The sequence below is a fragment of the Clostridioides sp. GD02367 genome, from assembly GCF_045900275.1.
GTDB classification, from domain to species: Bacteria; Bacillota; Clostridia; order Peptostreptococcales; family Peptostreptococcaceae; genus Clostridioides; species Clostridioides difficile_A.
Genome location: NZ_JBJODK010000001.1, coordinates 14,826 through 37,151 on the forward strand (window position 1 = coordinate 14,826; position 22,326 = coordinate 37,151).

The following is a 22,326-nucleotide window of genomic DNA, read 5'->3' on the forward strand; positions in this document are numbered from 1 at the left end:
ACTTTTTATTATCCATCTTGGCATGTTGTTTGCTTAATATTATTAACATAAATTTTAAAATTACTGGAGGTTTTTATAATGAATTATAATTTTAATGAAGTTGTTGATAGAAGTAATAATTTTTCGTCTAAATGGTCAGAGATGGATAAAAAATATGGAACCAATGATTTACTTCCTATGTGGGTAGCTGACATGGATTTTAAAGCTGCCCCTTGTATAATTGATGCTTTAAAAAATCGACTAGAGCAAGAGATTTATGGTTACACAACAAGAACAGATTCTTACAATGAATCGATAGTAAATTGGCTAGATAGAAGACATAACTGGAAAATTAAAAGTGAATGGTTAGTTTATAGCCCAGGTGTTATACCAGCTATAAGTCTTTTAATAAACGAACTTACAAAAGAAAACGACAAAATAATGATACAAGAACCAGTTTATAGTCCTTTTAATAGCGTTGTAAAAAATAATAATAGAGAACTGGTTATAAGCCCATTACAAAAACTAGAAGATGGAAATTATGTAATGAATTATGAAGACATTGAAAGCAAGATTAAAGATGTAAAATTGTTTATACTTTGCAATCCTCATAATCCAGTTGGTAGAGTATGGACAAAAGAAGAATTAAAAAAACTAGGAGACATTTGCCTTAAACATAATGTAAAAGTAATATCTGATGAAATACATAGTGATATTATATTAAAAAAACATAAACATATCCCTATGGCATCTATTTCTAAAGAATATGAAAAAAATACAATTACTTGTATGGCTCCAACTAAAACTTTTAATATAGCTGGTCTTCAATCATCTTATGTGATACTACCTGATGAAAAAGACTATAAGTTGTTAGATAATGCCTTCACTAGAATTGATATAAAAAGAAATAACTGCTTCAGCTTAGTTGCAACAGAGACCTCATATAATAATGGTGAACCTTGGTTAGAATCATTCTTGGAATATTTAGAATCCAATATAAATTTTGCTATAAAATATATAAATGAAAATATGCCAAAACTTAAAGTTAGAAAACCAGAGGGAACTTATTTATTATGGGTAGACTTTAGTGAACTTGGATTGAGTGATGATGAACTAGAAAGTATACTTGTTAAAAAAGGTAAGATTGCCTTAAATCAAGGAAATAGTTTTGGCATTGGAGGAAAAGGGTATCAAAGGATAAACTTAGCGTGCCCAAAAAGTATGCTTGAAGAAGCTCTTATAAGAATAAAAAATGCAATCAACTAAAATATTTAAGGAGAATTTGCACTATGAAAATAGATACAGAAAGAAAAAGACCTTCATTTAGATATTCCTTGTTAGTAATGCTTGCAATAATAGCTTTAACATCAATTGGTATAGTTGTATTTAATGCCTCTATAACTATAATGTTTTTACTTTCATGGCTTATAGTAGTTCCTGCTGCTATGAAGCTTGGTTACACTAATGATGAAATAGAGGCTTTCGGATTTGAGGTTGGTAAGGATGCCTTTCAATCAAATTTAATTATACTTTCTGTTGGCGTACTAATAGCAGCTTGGATAGCTGCTGGTACGATACCAACAGTAGTGTATAGCGGTCTAACAATAATAACACCCAAATATTTTTTACTTACAACATTAATAGTCTGTTCACTTACTTCTGTTGCTACAGGTACATCTTGGGGAACTCTTGGAACTTCTGGTATAGCAATGATGAGTATTGGTACTAGCATGGGTATTCCTCTTGGTTTAACAGCTGGTGCAGTCATTTCTGGAGCTTTCTTTGGAGATAAGATGTCTCCCCTATCAGATTCTACAAACTTAGCTGCAGCAGTTTGTAAGACAGATGTGATTACACATATGAAACACATGGTTTACACAACAGGACCTGCATACGTAATATGTATAGTTCTATATACAGTAATTGGCTTAAAATATTCAAATAACACTATTGACTATGTTCAAATAAACCAAATTAAAGATGTATTAAATTCAAACTTTCATATTGGTTTAGTAGCAATGATTCCAATAATGTTTTTATTATTACTTCTATTGTTACAAAAACCTCCTATTATATCTATATTAAGTTCAGCTATAATGGGGCTTATCATAGCTGTATTTCAAGAAGGAGAAAAAATAGGTGATATTTTAAATTATATGCTATCAGGTTTTACTATCGATACTGGATTTGCCTATGCTGACAAGCTATTAAATCGTGGGGGAATCATGAGCATGGCTGAAACCGTTTTACTAGTCTTTGTAGTTTTTGTTATTGCTGGTATTCTCCAAAAAACTGGTTTCTTAGAGGTACTACTTCAGCCTATGATAATTAAAATAGGAAAATCTAGAACTAAATTGGTTGGGTCTACCTTTATAGTAAGTTACTTTGCAAATGCATTTAGCTCATCAATGATGTTTACTTCAGTATTTGTTGGAACTTTAATGTCACCAATATACAAAGAGTTTAGATTAAAACCACAGAATCTATCTAGAATTATAGAAGATACAGCCACACTTGGTGGACCATTAATACCTTGGAATTCAAATGCTGTTTTCTGTGCCCAAACTCTTGGTGTAAGTCCACTAGAATTTATACCATACTGTTTCTTAAGTTGGATTACTCCTATAATTTCATTTATTTATGGTGTAACTGGCTTTACTATGCTTACATATACAGATGATGAAATTGAAGAGTTAGAGATATTTGACATTGCCCAGAGAAGAGTTGATTAAGTATGAACTTTGAATACTATTACTTAATTCAAGATATTACAGGTATATTATTGGCATTTGTAGGGCTTAGAATGTCTTTCCTAGGATTTAGAATACTTTCAATAAAAGGTATTTCTATAAATTCGCTTTTAATTCTAATTAAATATTGTTTATTTACTATAGCAGGATTGAATTTATTGATATCTAAGTTTGGAATTATTCACTGGATTTTAAGTATTTGTATGATAGCAATATCCATAATAATTAATCCTAGAATTAAGGTATCCAAATAGAAATAACCACAAAGCTTAAAATTTTATAAAAAAGAAACTGCTTCATATATTAAAGCAGTTTCTTTTACTATTATTTATAATTAAATAACTGGTGTATCAGATAAATAATCATTACTTACATAACCATATCCACCACTATATTTTATTTTTACCCATCCTGTAGCAAACATTTCTATTGTTTCCACTTTACTTCCATATGAAAGATGTCCTATTTTTTCATCTTCTGTACTTGGTCCTTTTCTAACATTAAGACCGTCTTTTTCTTTTACATACTTTATTTTTACATTTTCATTACTACTATCAGGCTTATTATTTGTCAGATAAGACCCACTAACATACCCAATATCTTCATTGTATTTTATTTTTACCCATCCTGTTTTTAATACTTCTAAAACTTCTACTTCATCACCATTATTTAAATATCCTATAACAGAAGCTTCTATTGTAGCATCACTTCTTATATTCACCTTATCTGTATTAGTTACATACATTACTTTCTTATTAGTACTATTTGTTTGTAACTCTTTTAATTCTTTAAATGCACTCTCATTCCCTCCACTACCAACTTGAGTTATAGAGGTAGCACTTTTATTTGAAAATACACTCTTTTGTGTTGTACTTAATTGTTCCCCTACTATAAGTACAGGAGAATCTTCTTTTGATGCCAGCACTCCTACTGCTAGAGCATCTATAAGTTGATTTTGCTTTTTCATTCCATCTTTGGCTACAAATAAATTATTTAATTTATTGGATGTATAAAACTTTTCTATTACTTTACCATTAGTTTCATTTCTATCTGCTCCACCTATTCTTTCAGAATTAGGTAAGCTTTGTTTTATTTTATCTGATACAGCATTAGTAGAGCCTATTATGTATGATTTACTTATATTCTTAGATTCTATAAAATCTTTAAAGCTAGATATTCCAGATGAATCAGACACTGGAAGTATAACCATTCCATTAGTCGCAGCTACAGAAGCTATACTAACTGCATCAGCAAGACCTGTATATCCATTTACTATAGCTATTTCTGATATATCTTTTAATTCCTCTATTTTTTTAGCTATACTCAAGGCTGTTTGGTATCTATCACTACCACCAACTCTATCAGTAGTTAGATTATTAGATTCTAACTGTTTTTGTACATCATTTGATACAGAACTAGATAGTCCAATTATATAAACTTTTTTAACTCCTAATCTCTTTAATTCTTTCTCAGTTTGTGAATTTAGATTGTTTTTTTCTGTCAATAGTATAGGAGCATTTTTTAATTTTGCAAATGGTGTTACAGACAATGCATCTACAATAGATTCACTATTTACAACTACAGCCTCATTTGCACTACTCCATCCTTTTTTACTTACTTCAATAGCAGTTTGGTATCTATCCTGACCTACTAAAGTATTTTCCAATGTTGTTCTACTTATTTCATTTGCATGTGACACTGGTGATAAGCTTAAAACTAGAGATAAACACAATACGGATGATATTGATTTAGTTAATTTCATCTTAACTCCCCCTAAAATTATAGTATCTAAATTTTTCCTATTTAAGATAGTATAACATAATAATTTAGCTAATATCATTACTCTAAGATATTAAATAATATAAATAAAATTTTATTTTTAGTATATCTTAACTTCTATAATAATTTTTTACCTTGCTTGATATACAATTTATTTCTCAGATATATTTTTATATAATTAAAATTTTCAGCATTATTTCTTTAATTAATTATATATTGGACTCATTTTTTTTAATTAGATTATGTATAATACATAATTAACTATGTGATTAACTTTTTGATATACTATAGTTTATTATACAAGCTTTATATTATAATGTATAATATATAGTTAATTATCAAATTGATATAACTCAAGTCATATTAAAAGAGGTGTATTTTATATTATGGATTTATTGCATCTTAAGTACTTTCAAACAGTTGCTAGAATGGAACACATAACAAAAGCATCACAAAAACTAAATATAGCACAACCAGCTTTAAGTAAGACCATATCTTCTTTAGAAAGAGAACTTGGAGTCAAGTTGTTTGATAGAAAAGGAAGATATATTGTATTAAATGAATATGGAAAATTATTTTTAAAAAGAGTGGATAGTATTTTAGATTTGGTAGAAATGTCAAAAAAGGAATTACGAGATACTTCTTTAGAGAACTCAGGAGAAGTAAAAATATTAGCTACTGCAGCAGCTAATGTACTACCCTCACTTTTAAGTAATTTTAGAAAACTATATCCTAACATTACTTTTAATGTCTCACATACTCTGCCATCTTCTTACAAGAAAAGTGATTTTGATTTGTATATATCTTCTTCATTTACAAAAATAAATTCAGAAAATAATATAACTTTAACTTGTGAAGAGATATTACTAGGTATTTCAATTAACCATAACTTATCTTTAAAAGATGAAGTCTACCTAAGTGAAGTTTCTGATGAAAACTTCATAGTTATAACTAAGGGTGAGAACTATAGAGAAATAATAGATATACTATGTGAATCTGCTAATTTTAAACCAAAAATAGCCTTTGAATGCGATTCACCATATACAATCTATGCACTCATAAAATCACTTCAAGGTGTTGGATTTATATGTGGAAAATCATGGGGATTATCTAAAGACCCAGAAATTAAACTATTACATATAAAAGATATTGAATTTAAAAGATACTTAAATCTATCATGGTTTAATGAAAATTACACATCTAAAGCTGTGTTATTATTTAAAGACTTTCTTATTAATTATTTTAAAAATCTTTAAATAAAAGCTATAATTATAGTCTTTTTATATTAAATAAAAATACAAGGGGGATGTATAAAAATATGGCTAGAAGACCAAAGATAAAGATAACCTTAATAGATAAAAAAGAAAAAGGTGCTTGTCATTATGGACATAAGATTGGAGATTCATTTGATTTTGATACAGAAAGAGGAAAATTATGTCCAATGGCATTACATGTAGCTTTTCCTTATATTGACATTCTAAGATATGGTGGAAGCATACCTGGTGAGGAAAATAAAAACGAATGTGTATTTTGTTGCCCAGATGCCAAAATTATAAACATATTTAAAATAGAAAAAATAGATTAACTAAAAAAGTCTGAATATAAATATGCTTTATATCCAGACTTTTTACATTTTAATTTCTTATAACTATATATTATTCGTTGTCTTTTATATCAACTTTTATACTTAATTCTTCTAATTGCTCATCTTCTGCTAATGTTGGAGCATTTGTCATAGGACAAACAGCATTTTGATTTTTAGGGAATGCAATAACCTCTCTTATATTGTCAGCTCCTGCAAGTAACATAACAAGTCTATCAAGACCAAAAGCTAAACCAGCATGAGGAGGAGTTCCATATTTAAATGCTTCTAATAAGTATCCAAACTTCTCATTAGCTCTTTCTTCTGTAAAACCAAGTGCTTTAAACATTTTTGATTGTACATCAGAATTTGATATTCTAACACTTCCTCCACCTATCTCATAACCATTCAATACGATGTCATAAGCTTTAGCTCTTAAAGATGCTTTATCACCTTCTTCTAACTTGTCTAAGTCTTCATCCATAGGTGATGTAAATGGGTGATGCATTGCTGAGAATTTTCCTGTTTCTTCATCTTCTTCAAAAACAGGGAATTCAGTTACCCATAATAGATTATATACATTTTTATCTAACATGTTAAGTCTATTAGCTACTTCAAGTCTAACTTGTCCTAAAGCATCAAATACTACTGAGTTTTTATCAGCTACAAATAAAAGCAAATCTCCTGCTTCAGCATTCATTCTTGTAAGTATAGCATTCATTTCTTCTTCATTAAAGAATTTTGCTATTGGAGAAGTTACTCCTTCTTGTCCTACTTTCATCCAAGCAAGACCTTTTGCTCTATATGTTTTAGCATGTTCCTCTAATGATGATATTTGCTTTCTAGTAAAATCATCAGCTTTACCCTTTACATTTATACCTCTAACACTTTTACCTGGCTGTGTAGCATCCGCAAACACTTTGAACCCACAGTTACAAACAACATCAGATATATCTGTTAATTCATATCCAAATCTAGTGTCTGGCTTATCTGAACCATATCTAGACATAGCTTCTGCATAAGTCATCTTAGGAAGTGGAAGTGTTAATTCTACATCTAAAACTTCTTTAAATATAGCTTCAAGCAATCCTTCAATCATATTCATAACATCTTCTTGCTCAACAAAAGACATTTCACAGTCTATTTGTGTAAACTCTGGCTGTCTATCTGCTCTTAAATCTTCATCTCTAAAACATTTAACTATTTGGAAATATCTATCCATACCACTTACCATTAATAACTGTTTATATAATTGTGGTGATTGTGGTAATGCATAAAATTTACCTGGATTAACTCTACTTGGTACAAGGTAATCTCTTGCTCCTTCTGGAGTTGGTGCAATTAAAAATGGTGTTTCTATTTCGCAAAATCTATTATTCGATAAGTAATTTCTTGTAATATTCATTACTTTATGTCTTAATTTTAAGTTTCTTTGCATAGATGCTTTTCTTAAATCTAAGTATCTATATTTTAATCTTAATGCTTCTGAAACATCATCATCATCTTTTATATAAATAGGTGGCGTTTCTGACTTATTTAAGATTCTAAGTTCAGTGGCAAATATTTCTATATCTCCAGTTGGCATATTAGGATTTTTAGATTGTCTTTCGCATACTTTTCCTTTTGCAGCTATTACAAATTCAGCTCCTAATTTTTCAGCTTTTTCAAAAGCTTCTTTATCTACATCTGTATCAAAAACTATTTGACATAATCCACTTGTATCTCTTAAATCAACAAATACAAGACCACCTAAGTTTCTTTTTTTCTGTACCCATCCCATAAGTACAACTTCTTCATTTATGTTCTTTTCTCTCAACTCTCCACAGTAGTGAGTTCTCTTTAGACCCTTTAAAGTTTCCAAGATACTACCTCCATTTTATTTAATTTTAATGCTATATTATTATCTAATATGCAAAACATCATACTTTCTTATTTTACAGCTTTTGTTTTAATTCTTCAACTAATGTACTTAATTTTACAGTAATTTGCTCTGATGTTTTCATATTTTTTAATGTTGCAGTATCATTTTTAAGCTCATCATCGCCAATTACTATTGTAAATTTAGAATTTATCTTATCTGAATATTTAAATTGTGCTTTGACACTTCTCTCTATATGGTCTTTATCTGCACTTATATGATTTTTTCTCAATTCTTTTAATAGGTTAAAGCTTTTTGTATTTGCTTCTTCTCCTATTGTTACTATAAATATGTCTGTAGACTGTGGATTTTCTATTTCAATACCATTGTTTTCAAGTGTAAGTAAAAGTCTTTCAATTCCTAATCCAAATCCAATCCCACTTATACCTTTTGGTCCTCCTAGTTGCTCAACAAGACCATCATATCTACCTCCACCACATACAGTACTTTGCGCTCCTATATCATTAGATATAATTTCAAAGGCAGTTTTTCTGTAATAGTCTAGTCCTCTAACTATTGTTTTATCAACTACAAAGTTTATATCCATTTCATTTAAATATTCTTGTAATTTCGCAAAGTGAGTCTTGCAATCATCACATAAATGGTCTGCAATAAATGGTATATCCTTAATATTTTCCTTACATGTAGGATTTTTGCAATCTATAACCCTCATTGGATTTTTTTCTCTTCTTTCATTACAAGTTTCGCATAATACATCTGCTTTTGAATCAAGATATTCTTTTAATAAAGCATTGTATTCTTTTCTACAAACTGGACAACCAACTGAATTTATGCTTACTATTAAATCCTTTAGCCCAACTTCATTAAAAAATTGAACAGCTAATGCTATTATTTCAGCATCCATTGAAGGAGTGTCACTTCCAAGTGCTTCTATACCAAATTGATGAAATTGTCTTTGTCTTCCAGCTTGAGGTCTTTCGTATCTAAAACAAGGTGTAACATAAAATAACTTAGTTGGCTGAGTATCTGCATACAATTTATTTTCTATAAATGCCCTTACTACACCTGCTGTTCCCTCTGGCTTTAATGTAATTTCTCTGTCTCCTTTATCTTTAAAAGAATACATTTCTTTTTGAACTATATCTGTAGTATCTCCAACACTTCTTTTAAAAAGTTCTGTATGTTCAAATATAGGTGTTACCATTTCTTCATATCCATATAAAGCACATATTTCTCTAAATTTATTTTCTACATAACTCCATTTATAAGCCTCTTTTGGAGTTATGTCTTTAGTTCCTCTAGGAGCTTTAGTCAACATTTTTATATACCTCTTCTTTCTTCCTTTTTATCATTTCATCTACTCTTGCAATGTATTGTTCAACGTTTTTTACATTTTCTACTCTTTCAATTCTATCTTCATCTAAATAAACAAATTTTGATATAGCACCTGCACCTAATGCATAGTTACTTTGCTTTTCCTCCATAATTTGTATATTATAAATGCACTCATATCCTTCTTTAGCATAACCTATATTTTCTAAATTGCCTAACATATGTTTTTGTCTGTACATATAATATGGGTTTAATCCCATATCTTTTGCATACTTCATTGATAAATCTATCATTTTTACCATTTCTTCATACTGTGTTAGGTGTTCTTTATACATATCCATATTTATATTCAAGTTAGATGCTCTCTTTATAGCTAATGTGTGAACTGTAAGACTTTCAGGAGAAAGTTTTTTTATTTCTTCCAATGTATTCCTTACCATATTTAAGTCCTCATCTATAAGACCTAAAATTATATCCATGTTTATATTATCAAATCCCATTCTACGAGCCATATTAAAGCAGTCTACTAAGTCAGAAACCTTGTGTTCTCTTCCAATTTTAACTAAAGTCTCATCATTCATAGTCTGAGGATTTATGCTAATTCTACTTACATTGTGTTTTTTTAATACTTTTAATTTTTGCTCTGTAATGGTATCTGGTCTACCTGCTTCTACAGTGAATTCCTTGATTTTAGTTAAATCTAATTCACTAAACAATGAATTTATAAGCAAATCTAACTCTTCCTCATCCAATGTAGTAGGAGTTCCTCCACCAATATATAAAGTTTCAATTTCTTTATTAGTATCCTTAATAAGCTTGGCAAATCCCCTGATTTCTTCAATCAATTTATAAACATATTCTCTTTTCAAATGCCCAAATTGCTTTAATGAGTTTGAAGGAAATGAACAATATACACATCTAGTTGGACAAAATGGAATACTTACATAAAGAGAAATTTTATTTTTATCTATAGGATACATAAACACTCGCTCTCTTTTGGCTATTTCAAGAGCTAAATCTATTTTCTCATCTATTATAAAATAATTATCTTTTAGAATGGTTCTTATGCTATTATCATCTAACTTTTTATCCATTAGATTGTGGACAATTTTGACTGGTCTAATACCAGTCAAAATTCCCCATGGAACATAAGAATTAAATATTTGCTTAAGCACTATAAACATGCTTTTTTTGATGCTTTCTTTACATAGTTTTTTAAAGTTTCTCTTACTTTCATTATCTAACTTATTCAAAAACTCTTCAATTGATTTGCTATTATCAAATCCATTTAAAAATTCAAGATTTATATTTTCTATATTTTGTATTGATTCATACTTCAAGTTTTCATCTTCATAATACTCAGTACTTGAAAACAAGACTCCATTTTCATAAATCAACCTATTTATTAAATACATTGACTCCATGTTATTACCACATTTATCAGAGTCATTAAATTTAAATTCATTAGTAAACAATTTTATAAGTTCTGCTACTTCATACTTATAATCATGTCCTTTTAAAAAAACATATAACATCAACTTAACTCCTTCTATTTAACAGTAGAAGAACCCCATCTCTAATACAGTTATTAAATATTTGATACATTATTTAATACTAATATAAAATTACATATAAGGATTTGTCTTCTTCTCAACCCCTAGAGTACTAGCTGGTCCATGACCAGGATATACTCTAACAGCATCTTCATATTTACATAATTTCTTAAGCGATTTTTCCATTTGATGAAAATCTCCACTATACAAATCAGTTCTACCAATACTTCCAGCAAATAAAGTATCTCCTGTAAACAATTCATCTTCAACTCTTATACACATACACCCTTGTGTGTGTCCTGGAGTGTGTAAGAAAGTCATTTTTAATTCACCAAGTTCAAGCTTGTCTTTATCATTTACATATATATCTGCATCAAACTCTTGTGCTCCACATCTCATTGTATAACTTAGATTTTTATTTTTATCATTTAATAATTCTTTTTCATCAATATGTGCAACTACCTTAGCACCAGTTTTATCTTTAATATCTTTAACATATCCTATATGGTCTCCATGTCCATGAGTAAGAATTATATATTCGATATTTAATTCATTTTCTTTTACAAAACTTAGAGTATCTACTAAACTTCCACCTGGGTCTATAACTGCACATTTTTTAGTTTTTTCATCACCTAATACATAAGTATTTACTCCAAAATAACTATCTACAAATTTTTTTATAACCATTAAAGTTTTCCCCCTTAAAAAGATTTACTTGAGTCTAATAGTATTGTTACTGGACCATCATTAGTTAATTCTACCATCATATGAGCCGCAAATTGACCTGTACCAACTGTTACACCTTTATCTTTTGCTTTTTTTATAAACTCTTCATACAGATTATTTGCAAGTTCTGGTTTGGCCGCATTACTAAATCCAGGTCTTCTTCCTTTTCTACAATCTCCATATAAAGTAAATTGAGATACTACTAAAAGCTCTCCACCTATATCCATTAGAGATAAATTCATTTTATCATCTTCATCTTCAAAAATTCTCAGATTCAATATTTTGTCAATCATATAATCTACATCACTTGATTTATCATCATGAGTCACTCCTAATAATACTAGTAACCCTTTATTTATTTGACCTATAGTGTTTTCATCTACTGTAACTTTAGATGAAGATACTCTTTGTACTACTGCTCTCATAGTTTCCTCCCTATTATTTTAACTCTAATTTGTCATTCTATAAATACTTTCTACACCAGGAATTGCTTTTAATTTTTTCATTAGAATTTTTAATTCCTCTGTGTCATTAACTTCTACAAGTAAGTTTATACTTACAATGCTATCTTTACCTTTTCTTGCATTTATTCCATTTAAACTAAGTTTATCCATTGCAACAATATGAGTTATTTCATTAACAATTCCTCTTCTGTCAACAGCCTTTATTTGAATCTCTGCTTCAAACTTACCTTTGCCTGCTGAACTCCATGAAACTTCTACCAATCTATTTTGGAAGAAATCCCCATTATTGTTTGCATTTGGGCAATCAGCTCTGTGTATAGCTACTCCCCTACCCTTAGTAATATATCCTACAATTTCATCTCCTGGAAGAGGATTACAACACTTAGCAAATCTTACTAAGATATTATCAAGCCCTTTTACTATAATTCCTTGTGATGCGTTTTTCTTTCTCTTTTTACTGTATTCTGTTTCACTTATATTGTGTTTATTTAAATCTTCTTCTTGTATTTGTTGTTCTTTTTTAACTTTTTTAACTTCTTTTAAATATAAGTCTTTTACTTTAGATACAACTTGAGATGACATTATACCACCATAACCTACAGTAGCAACTAAATCCTCAACACTTGGCTGATTAAATTTCTTAGCAACTAATGCCATATATTTTTCAACAAGAGGGTCTTTCTGTGGTATATCATGCTTCTTAAATTCTCTTTCTAATATTGTATTTCCACGGTCGACATTTTCTTCTCTTCTTTCTTTCTTGAAAAATTGTCTAATTCTACTTTTAGCATTTGGTGTCTTTACTATATTAAGCCAATCTCTACTTGGCCCATTAGAATTAGATGATGTAAGTACCTCTACAATATTACCATTTTGAAGCTTATAATCAATAGGAACTATTCTTCCATCAATTTTAGCTCCTACACACTTATTCCCTACATTTGTATGAACTCTATATGCAAAATCTATAGGTGTTGATTCTGCTGGTAATTCAATTACATCTCCTTTTGGAGTAAATACGTAAACTTGACTATTAAATACATCTTCTTTAAGTGCATCCATAAACTCTTGTGGGTCTTTCAGGTCTTTTTCCCACTCCATCATTTGTCTCAACCACTGAAGTTTCTCTTCAACTTTTGATTCTTTACTAGAAATACCTTCTTTGTATTTCCAATGGGCCGCGATACCATTTTCAGCTATGTTATGCATTTCATGAGTCCTTATCTGTATCTCTAAAGGCTCTCCATCAGGACCTACAACAGTAGTATGCAACGATTGGTAGAGATTTGGCTTTGGCATTGCTATATAGTCCTTAAATCTGCCTGGAATAGGTCTCCATAATGTGTGAACTATACCAAGAACTGCATAACAATCCTTTACATTATCTACTAGTATTCTTACAGCTGTTAAATCAAAAATTTCTTCAAAAGTCTTGTGTTTTTTTTGCATCTTTCTATAAATACTATAAAAATGCTTTGGTCTACCATATACATCACATGGTATACTTAAATCTTTAAACTTATCTTTAAGAAGTTCAACAATTCCATGTATATAATCTTCTCTTTGACTTCTCTTCATTGATACTCTATCAACTAAATCATAATACCCTTCTGGGTCCATAAATCTCAGTGCTCTGTCTTCTAACTCCCACTTTATCTTAGAAATCCCTAATCTATGAGCTATACCTCCATAAATTTCAAGTGTCTCTTTTGCCTTATATTTAGCTTTCTCTGGAGGCATATATTTTAAGGTTCTCATATTGTGCAATCTATCAGCAAGTTTTATAAGTATAACCCTTATATCTTTCGCCATTGCCAAAAACATTTTTCTTAGGTTTTCAGATTGAGTTTCTTCTTTTGAACGATATTTTATTTGACCAAGTTTTGTTACTCCATCAACTAAATCCGCTACTTCTTTGCCAAATTCTTTTGTTATGTCTTCATAGGTATATTCCGTATCTTCTACAACATCATGAAGTAAACCAGCTGTTATAGTTTCAATATCTAATTCCATCTCTATCAAAATGTTTGCCACTGCTAATGGATGAATAAAGTATGGTTCCCCAGATTTTCTATATTGTCCTTCATGCGCTTTTTTTGCAAGATTATAGGCTTTTTCAACCATCTCAAAATTTGCATTAGGTGCATAAACTTTTATTTTTTCAATTATTTCTTGTAATTCTTTATCATGCATATAACCACCTATTTTGTATAAAATTTTAATATATATGAAAATAGTTGGTGCTATACCAACTATTGTAAAAGTACTAGTATTTTATAAGAGAATTAACATTATAGTTAGATAATTTTTCTCTCCCATTTAAGAATTCTAGCTCAATTAAAAATTGCATAGAAACTACTTCTCCACCTAATTTTTCTACAAGCTTAGCAGCAGCTTCCATAGTTCCACCAGTAGCCAATAAATCGTCTACTATTGCTACTTTTTGACCTTTTTTAATTGCATCTTTATGTATTTCTAAAGTATCCGTACCATACTCTAAGCCATACTCATAACTTTCAACTTCTCCTGGTAACTTTCCAGGTTTTCTAATTGGAACAAATCCTACTCCTAAAGCATACGCTACAGGTGTACCCATCAAAAAACCTCTTGCTTCTGGCCCTATTACTAAATCTACACCTTTATTTTTTAGTTCTTCAACTATAGAGTCTACTGCATATCTAAATGCCTCTCCATCTTTAAATAGAGTAGTAACATCTTTAAAATCTATACCTGGTTTTGGGAAATCATCAATATTCCTTATAAAGTTTTTTAAATCCATGGGAAACGCCTCCTAATAACTGCTATTATATTGTTTTTCTAAATTTTTTAGATTATTGAGTATTAAACTCTCATTTAAATCTAATTTTTTCTGTGGTTTTGGCAATATTCTTATGAGTACAGAATTTTTTTCATAATTTAAATTAAAGTCAAGTAAATTTAATTCTCTAAACACATTCAATATCGTAAAAAACTTTAATGGAATTACATTAAAAGTTCCCTTTATATTTACCATATCCAAATCAATTTCTTTTTTTGTGAGTGCTTGCTTATAAATTGTTATAAATTCATCTCTTGATGGAACTATATTACTAACTACATTCTTTAAATATAATAGGTCTGTTTTATTATAATATTTTATAATTTCACTTTCTTCTCTTTTATTCTCATATATATACAAATATTCGCCTTTATTGTATAAATAATCATAAAGAATAATATTATTATATCTTTTTAAGTCTATTTTATCAATATTAGGAGAAAATATAAGCTCTAATTTATCAGTATTTTTGCTAATATCTTCAATAATATTGTAATTTATCTTAAAATCTAAATCTACAAGTGATATATCCGAAACTGCTCTATAAAATCCATTTATGGAATTAGATATTATTAATGTACCTTTTTCAAAATAATCAAATATATTTATATCAGTATTTCCATCGAATAAATCAAAATCAGATACAGATATATTATACAAGCTTTGTGTATCTTTGGGTATTATTTTTGACATTAATTTCAGTGAAAGTTTGTCACTACTTGCACTTTTAGGTCGAGCTAATCTTATATCTTTAAGTAAAAACTGTACTTTTCTATTTCCCATATAGTTATTTTCATCTAACTGAAACAATACATCTACTTTATCTCCTACTTTATACAATGATTTTAAATGACTCATGTTAAATCCTATACATTCATAGCTTTTTTCTTTTTCTATACTTAATTTTAGATGTTGTTGGTTTTTTCCTATAACCTTTAAATCTTTTAAAATATAATTTCTAACTATAAATCTAGGATTTGGATTATTTAATCCAAAAGGCTCTAACTTATGTAATTCTTCTACAAGATTTAGATTTATTACATTTTCTTGTAGTTCAAATTCAACATTCACATTCTCTATCATATCATCTTCAGTTAAATTATAATTTGCAAATTTGTTTATTTCATTTGCTAAAGCTTCCACATTATCTGAATTTAAAGATAGCCCTGCTGCTTGCTCATGACCACCAAACTTAGTCATTAAGTCCTTACACTTTACAAGAGCTTCAAATACATTAAATCCTTTTATAGACCTTGCTGAACCAGTAGCTTCTCCATTTTCTATGCCTAAAAGAATTGTAGGTTTATAGTATTTTTCAGTTAGCTTAGATGCTACAATTCCTATTATTCCATGTTGCCAACCTTCTTTAGCTAAAACTAAGACTTTATCATCATTATATCTGCTATTAGACTTTAACATTTCTTCAGCTTCATGATACATTTTAGCCTCTATCATCTGTCTTTCATTATTTTTCTCTTCTAATATATTGGCTATTTCTACAGCTTCTTCTCTAGATTGAGTGGTAAACAACTCAACACCTAAATAAGAATATCCTAATCTACCTGAAGCATTTATTCTAGGTCCTATTGCAAAACCTATATGAGAAGAACCTATTTTATCACTTTCTACACCACAAACTTTTATAAGCTCTCTTAATCCAATATTTTTGCCTTCTTTCATTGATTTTAAACCATTTTTTACAATTATTCTATTTTCGTCTATAAGTGGTACAATATCACAAATAGTTGCCAATGTTACTATTTCTAAATAATCATACATACTAGTTTTAAATTCTTCTTTTGGAGTTAATGCTTGAATCATTTTAAATGCTACACCACATCCACATAATGAATCGAATGGATAATTACAATCTTCTTGTTTTGGATTTATTACTGCAAAAGCTGGTGGAATCTCGTTTTGACATTCATGATGGTCTGTTATTATAACATCTATACCCAAATCATTCGCTATATTAACCTCAGATACTGATGTAATCCCACAGTCAACACTTATAATCAAGTCACAACCTCTAGAGCTTATAAGCTTAATAGCTTCTTCATTTATACCATATCCTTCTTCTAATCTATTTGGGATATAGTAATCCACATGATACCCTATACTTTTAAAATATATACATAAAATAGAAGTAGATGACACACCATCAACATCATAATCTCCATAAATCCAAATTTTTTCATTATTTTCAATAGCTGATTTTATCCTATCAACAGCTTTCTGCATATCTTTCATTAAGAAAGGGTCCCTTAAATAATCCAAAGATGGATTCATAAATATTTCTGAATCTTTTTCAGTATATATTCCTCTATTTTTTAAAATTTGGCAGATTTCCGGGGAAATATTAATTTTTTTGCTAAATTCACTTTCCTCTATCTTACCTTTATATTTCAATATCCATTTTTTCAAATTCAACTCCCCCTAATCCTTTTTATATTTTGACCTAACACTCCTTATAACTAGACAAAGTCCTATTATAAAAGATATAAAGAAACCTCCTATAGCAGTAAACTTTATCCAAATATTGTTTTCTATATTTGGAGATGCAATTATAAGGGAAGAACCCACTATAATTGATGCTAACACTAAACTTAATGATATTTGAGACGTTAACTCTAATATACAATTTTCTAATTTTGTCATTTTTACGTCTTCAATTTGCATTTTTATATTATTTCTTTCTACATTCTTTAAGATTGCTTTTAGCTGTTTTGGAATAGTTTTTATATCGAGTAATATTTCTTCTACATTTTGTCTTGAACTTAAAACGACATTTTTAGGATTAAATTTACTCTTATAATGATGTTTCATAAACTCTTTTCCCATAGAACCAAAAGAAAAATCTGAATTTAAAGTTCTACTTGTTCCTTCTAATGTTATAACAGTCTTAGCAAGTGTCACAAACTGTGCAGGCATGACTATCTTATACTGCCTAAAAAATCTAAACAGTTCATTTAATATATCTGTTACATTTATTTTTTCTATAGAAATATCATAGTAATAATGTATTAGATAAAGTAAATCCTGTCTAAGACCTTTAATATCTGCCTCTCCATTTAACGCATCCATTTCTATTAACAAGTATATTATCTTGTCGACATTCTTTTCCACTCCTGCTAATGCAATTTCATTTAATTGATTCAGTGTTTTATTGTCAATAATTCCAATCATTCCAAAATCTATATATGCTATCTTGTTTTTAGCAACTACAAATATATTACCTGGATGTGGGTCTGCATGAAAAAATCCATGAGACAATACTTGTGTAAAAAAAGACCTTACTCCTATTTCAACAATAGTTTTTGTATTATAACCTAACCTATTTATTTTTTCTACATCACTTAATTTTGTACCATTGACCTTCTCCATTACTAAAATTTTCTTAGTATTATATTCTGGATATATTTTAGGTATATATACCTCATCACTATTTTTAAATATCCTAGAGAATTTAGTTGCATTTATAGCTTCAAAAGTATAGTCAAGCTCTCTCATTAATTGAGTTTGAAATTCTTCAATCATTTGTACTAAGTCTAAATTAAAATCCTTTTTTAAATCCTTTAGAGTATTTGCAATCGTTCTAAGAATTTCTAAATCAGATTTTATTATTTTCTCTATATTTGGTCTTTGAATTTTTACAATTACTTCTTCTCCAGTTCTAAGAACACCCTCATAAACTTGACCAATCGAAGCTGCTGCAATTGGTTCTTCTTTAAACTCTAAAAATATTTCTTCTATACTTAATCCTACTTCTTCTTTAAATATCTCAATAGCTATATTTGAATCAAATTTCTCTACATCATCTCTAAGTTTTGATATTTCATCAATTATATCTTGGTCTAATAAATCTTTTCTTGTACTTAATATCTGTCCTATTTTTATATATGTAGGCCCTAGCTCTTCTAAAACTCTTTTTATTCTCTCACCAGTTGTCATATTTTTTATTTCTTCTGGAGGGTCAAACAGTGGTATTTTATAAGCTATTCCTTCTATATTTAATCTTTCTACAATAAAACTAAAACCATACTTTATTAAAACATATCCAATTTCTCTATATCTTTTTAAGTTTCTATAACTTATTCTCAAATATTTTCACTCCTAAAATAGGTATACCCGAAAACTTACACCTTAATTTATCTTATATAAGACATTATTTTACCAATTTATATACTAATGTCTTATATCCTCTTTAATATTTAATTTTATCACATATACTAGTAATTTTATTAAAATTATTTAACTCAGTTAATTTTTATTTTTGACATTTTATACCTATCTTAATCAAATACTTTTTGAAAACTAAAATATCAGCTAACTTTAATAAAATAAATTAGTGGTTGCCTCAAAACAGATTTAAGTATGTTTTGAAACAACCACTCTTTAATTTAATATTTTTGATTTTGTGCTGCTTCTAGATACCATTTATATGATTCATCAATATATCTTTTATCTTCCTCTGTAAGTTCTCTAACAACCTTACCAGGAGAGCCCATTATTAAAACACCTGGTGGGAACTTCTTATTAGATGTAATTAATGTACCTGCTCCTATCAAAGTATATTCTCCTATTTCAGCATTATCCAATATTATTGAACCCATACCAATCAAAACATTGTCACTAATTTTACAACCATGAACTATTGACCTATGTCCAACTGTTACATTATTACCAATTATAGTATCTGCATCTCCATGTACTATAGAACAATCTTGTATATTAGTATTTTCTCCAATAGTTATTGAACCTTCATCTCCCCTAACTACTGCATTATACCATACACTTGAATCCTTACCTATTTTGACATTTCCAATTATGTCTGCTGATTTTGCCACAAATACACTTTCATCAATTAAAGGTTTATCTTCCAAATAATCTCTAATCATATATAAACAACTCCTTTAAAATATAAATTTAGTTAGTTGCTCCTTCTAACATTAACTTTGCTTGTATCATTATAGAGCACTCTGTACGTTTTCTTTGCATTTCACATCCTAATTCATATGGCTTTGATATGTCATTATTAAAGTTTATTGCATTTGCATGACATCCACCTGAACAGTAAAACTTATTCCAACATTGTTTACAATCTTCTTTAGTATATACATGAGCTTCTCTAAACATATTTTTTAAACTTTCTGGAAGTACAATTTCTTTATCAAATATATTTGCCATTTTAAATTCTTCATTTCCAACAAATTGATGACATGGATATATATCTCCATTTGGAGTTACAGAAAGATATTCATTTCCAGCTCCACATCCAGTTATTCTTTTTATTACACATGGTCCTTGATTTAAATCTATCATAAAATGGAAAAACTTAAATCCATCGCCTTGTAATTGTCTATCTGCATACTCTACAGCAAACTTTTCGTACTCTTCAAATATCTTAGGTAAATCCTCTTCTCTAAGTGCATATGGATTACTTTCATCTCCAACAACTGGCTCTACAGATGTTAATTTAAATCCTAAATCTGCAAAATGCATAACATCCTTAGCAAAATCCAGATTATCTCTTGTAAATGTTCCTCTTATATAGTAATATTTATCTTTTGCTCTTTTTTCCACAAGTTTTTTAAATCGTGGCAATGTAATATCATAACTTCCTTTGTCATTTAAAGTTGGTCTCATATTATCATTAATTTCTTTTCTTCCATCTAAACTCAAAACTACATTGTGCATATTTTCATTTATATAGTCTATAATCTCATCATTTAATAGTACACCATTTGTAGTTATTGTAAATCTTATATTTTTATTATAATCTTTTTCAATACTTCTACCATAATCAACTAACTGTTTTACAACTTCAAAATTCATCAAAGGCTCTCCACCAAAGAAATCTATCTCTAAGTTTTTTCTAGTGCCTGAGTTAGCAATCAAATAGTCTATTGCTGCCTTACCTACCTCAAAGCTCATAAGTTCTTTTTCTCCTCCAAAGTCACCTTGAGCTGCAAAACAATATTTACATTTTAAATTACAATCATGGGCTACATTCAAACATAAAGCTTTTACCACAGGTTCTCTATGTACAAAACTTGGATGATATTGATATGTATCTTCTGTATATAAAAGACCTTCTTTTTCTAAGTTTGATATTTCTTCATATGCTTCATTTATTTTTTCTTCTTGATATTTAGATTTTAATATATCTAATACTTCTTCTTTACTTTTTTCTTTATAAAAGTCTAATAAGTCGTATGCAACATCATCTAATACATGAACAGCTCCACCATTCACATCTAAAACGATATTATATCCATTCATAGAAAATTTATGTATCATACTCATAACCTACCTCCTAAATTACTATCTATACTAAAGTTTTTTATTGTTTTAATTAAACTTTACCCTTCATTATATCATAAGTTTATCTAAAATACATACAATACAAAAATGACTTACTACTCGTAAGTCATTTCATTGGATACACTACATCCCCCTAAATTGGCACAATAATACACCATCAAATGTATATTATATGCCTTAAAATAAAATTTATATCTAATCTTTATATAGTTTTAACCTTATTAAAATATAATAATTTCTTTTTATAATAATTTTATATAATTGCTTCTATTTAATTTATCTTCTTTAAATTCTTAATTTCTTTAGGAACTTTAGGTTGATGTATAATCCATGGACAAGTACTATTAGCCGACAAGATGGCAGTGCTAAGTGCTAATGAACTAGCAAACTTCATAAATTTTACAAAAAACTTCTTCATAACTTAATTCTCCCCCACACATATTTTACTTAAATTCTTAGCTTTTAATTTCCCTAATACCAACATTATAAAAATCCAAAACATAGCAAATGCGCTATATATGAAATAATCTACAAATACATTCAATAAAAAGCTTAAAACTGTCATTAATAATATTATTGTAGATACAAATACAGCAACTTTTTTGTAAGTTAACTTTTCTCTATCACTTATAGGATTACTTCTATGTTCTATTGGACAGAGAATACAAATCCCAACCCAACTAATGCTTGCAGTAACCATAATGATATTTTTAAATAAGTATAAATTTAGATTTTCTATAATTAATATTGTAGACAAAATTATAAAAACAAAAGTCAATAGGCACCTAAAATAATTGTCTGCATGATACCCACCTGAAAATTGTCTTATTGGACAGTAACACATTAAAAAAAACAATATATATGTAAATTTGCCAAATAAAAAACCTATGAGCAGCATGGTCGTTACATTAACTATAAAAGCTATCAATATTTCAAATCCATAAGAATAAACTTTTGATTCATTATTATCTATCATATTATTACAAATTAAAACAGATGTCATTTTATCAGCAGATTTCTTAAACATTTTTACCTCCAAAAAAATTTTACATACATAGAATACCTTCTTTTTTGAGAAAATTCAATATACTTTACAAAACTAGTTGCTAAAATTGTAAAACTGGTCAAAAAAAGACCTAT

General features: G+C 28.6%; 19 protein-coding genes. 5 read left to right on the top strand and 14 right to left on the bottom strand.

Features of this window, described 5'->3' with window-relative positions; translation table 11 throughout:
* Positions 1-78: 78 nt before the first annotated feature.
* The 3 genes from Q3223_RS00075 to Q3223_RS00085 are packed head-to-tail and all read left to right on the top strand — an operon-like array spanning position 79 to position 2,983.
* Complete coding sequence (locus tag Q3223_RS00075; protein WP_407811425.1) at positions 79-1,245, top strand: MalY/PatB family protein; 1,167 nt, start codon at positions 79-81, stop codon at positions 1,243-1,245.
* A 23-nt stretch (positions 1,246-1,268) separates the two neighbouring features.
* Positions 1,269-2,711, top strand: a complete 1,443-nt coding sequence (gene nhaC / locus Q3223_RS00080; protein WP_407811426.1) for a Na+/H+ antiporter NhaC — start codon at positions 1,269-1,271, stop codon at positions 2,709-2,711.
* A 2-nt stretch (positions 2,712-2,713) separates the two neighbouring features.
* Positions 2,714-2,983 carry a hypothetical protein gene (locus tag Q3223_RS00085; RefSeq protein ID WP_223152574.1) on the top strand — a complete coding sequence of 90 codons (270 nt, stop codon included), beginning with the start codon at positions 2,714-2,716 and terminating at the stop codon, positions 2,981-2,983.
* Between the two features lie 80 nt (positions 2,984-3,063).
* Here the strand turns inward: Q3223_RS00085 and Q3223_RS00090 are convergent, their stop codons facing one another.
* Positions 3,064-4,491 (bottom strand): cell wall-binding protein Cwp14, encoded by a 1,428-nt coding sequence (locus Q3223_RS00090; protein ID WP_407811427.1) that lies wholly within the window; start codon positions 4,489-4,491, stop codon positions 3,064-3,066.
* Positions 4,492-4,894: 403 nt separating this feature from the next.
* Here Q3223_RS00090 and Q3223_RS00095 point away from each other — a divergent pair, with 403 nt between their 5' ends.
* Together Q3223_RS00095 and Q3223_RS00100 are read left to right on the top strand one after the other, a co-directional pair.
* Entirely contained in the window at positions 4,895-5,764 is an 870-nt protein-coding gene (locus Q3223_RS00095; protein ID WP_054271311.1) for a LysR family transcriptional regulator, read from the top strand.
* 62 nt (positions 5,765-5,826) lie between these two features.
* The gene (locus Q3223_RS00100) at positions 5,827-6,093 is read left to right on the top strand and encodes a TIGR04076 family protein (protein WP_074178823.1); all 267 of its coding nucleotides are present in this window, start codon (positions 5,827-5,829) and stop codon (positions 6,091-6,093) included.
* Between the two features lie 70 nt (positions 6,094-6,163).
* On the opposite strand, the gene aspS is transcribed toward Q3223_RS00100, so the two are convergent.
* The 13 genes from aspS to Q3223_RS00165 form a co-directional block, all read right to left on the bottom strand.
* Positions 6,164-7,951: an aspartate--tRNA ligase gene (gene aspS, locus Q3223_RS00105; protein ID WP_054271313.1), complete on the bottom strand. Its 1,788-nt coding sequence runs from the start codon at positions 7,949-7,951 to the stop codon at positions 6,164-6,166.
* Between the two features lie 73 nt (positions 7,952-8,024).
* A complete protein-coding gene (gene hisS / locus Q3223_RS00110; RefSeq protein ID WP_074178822.1) occupies positions 8,025-9,287 on the bottom strand; it encodes a histidine--tRNA ligase in 1,263 nt (420 codons plus the stop codon).
* The gene (locus Q3223_RS00115) at positions 9,277-10,836 is read right to left on the bottom strand and encodes a coproporphyrinogen III oxidase (protein ID WP_407811428.1); all 1,560 of its coding nucleotides are present in this window, start codon (positions 10,834-10,836) and stop codon (positions 9,277-9,279) included. The genes hisS and Q3223_RS00115 overlap by 11 nt, the downstream gene beginning before the upstream one ends.
* Positions 10,837-10,926: 90 nt before the next feature.
* A complete protein-coding gene (locus Q3223_RS00120; protein ID WP_054271316.1) occupies positions 10,927-11,541 on the bottom strand; it encodes an MBL fold metallo-hydrolase in 615 nt (204 codons plus the stop codon).
* A gap of 14 nt (positions 11,542-11,555) precedes the next feature.
* Positions 11,556-12,005, bottom strand: coding sequence for a D-aminoacyl-tRNA deacylase (gene dtd / locus Q3223_RS00125; RefSeq protein ID WP_021385652.1), 450 nt, complete (start codon positions 12,003-12,005; stop codon positions 11,556-11,558).
* A 24-nt stretch (positions 12,006-12,029) separates the two neighbouring features.
* A complete protein-coding gene (locus tag Q3223_RS00130) occupies positions 12,030-14,237 on the bottom strand; it encodes a bifunctional (p)ppGpp synthetase/guanosine-3',5'-bis(diphosphate) 3'-pyrophosphohydrolase (protein ID WP_054271318.1) in 2,208 nt (735 codons plus the stop codon).
* A gap of 73 nt (positions 14,238-14,310) precedes the next feature.
* On the bottom strand, positions 14,311-14,823 hold the full coding sequence (locus tag Q3223_RS00135) for an adenine phosphoribosyltransferase (protein ID WP_054271319.1): 513 nt from the start codon (positions 14,821-14,823) through the stop codon (positions 14,311-14,313).
* A gap of 12 nt (positions 14,824-14,835) precedes the next feature.
* Positions 14,836-17,286, bottom strand: a complete 2,451-nt coding sequence (gene recJ, locus Q3223_RS00140) for a single-stranded-DNA-specific exonuclease RecJ (RefSeq protein ID WP_407811429.1) — start codon at positions 17,284-17,286, stop codon at positions 14,836-14,838.
* Between the two features lie 12 nt (positions 17,287-17,298).
* Positions 17,299-18,963, bottom strand: a complete 1,665-nt coding sequence (locus Q3223_RS00145) for an AarF/ABC1/UbiB kinase family protein (RefSeq protein ID WP_054271321.1) — start codon at positions 18,961-18,963, stop codon at positions 17,299-17,301.
* A gap of 299 nt (positions 18,964-19,262) precedes the next feature.
* A complete protein-coding gene (locus tag Q3223_RS00150; RefSeq protein WP_407811430.1) occupies positions 19,263-19,760 on the bottom strand; it encodes a gamma carbonic anhydrase family protein in 498 nt (165 codons plus the stop codon).
* A 28-nt stretch (positions 19,761-19,788) separates the two neighbouring features.
* Complete coding sequence (gene scfB, locus Q3223_RS00155) at positions 19,789-21,168, bottom strand: thioether cross-link-forming SCIFF peptide maturase (RefSeq protein ID WP_054271323.1); 1,380 nt, start codon at positions 21,166-21,168, stop codon at positions 19,789-19,791.
* A gap of 289 nt (positions 21,169-21,457) precedes the next feature.
* A complete protein-coding gene (locus tag Q3223_RS00160; protein ID WP_054271324.1) occupies positions 21,458-21,604 on the bottom strand; it encodes a cyclic lactone autoinducer peptide in 147 nt (48 codons plus the stop codon).
* 3 nt (positions 21,605-21,607) lie between these two features.
* Complete coding sequence (locus Q3223_RS00165; protein WP_167640830.1) at positions 21,608-22,213, bottom strand: accessory gene regulator B family protein; 606 nt, start codon at positions 22,211-22,213, stop codon at positions 21,608-21,610.
* Positions 22,214-22,326 lie beyond the last annotated feature (113 nt).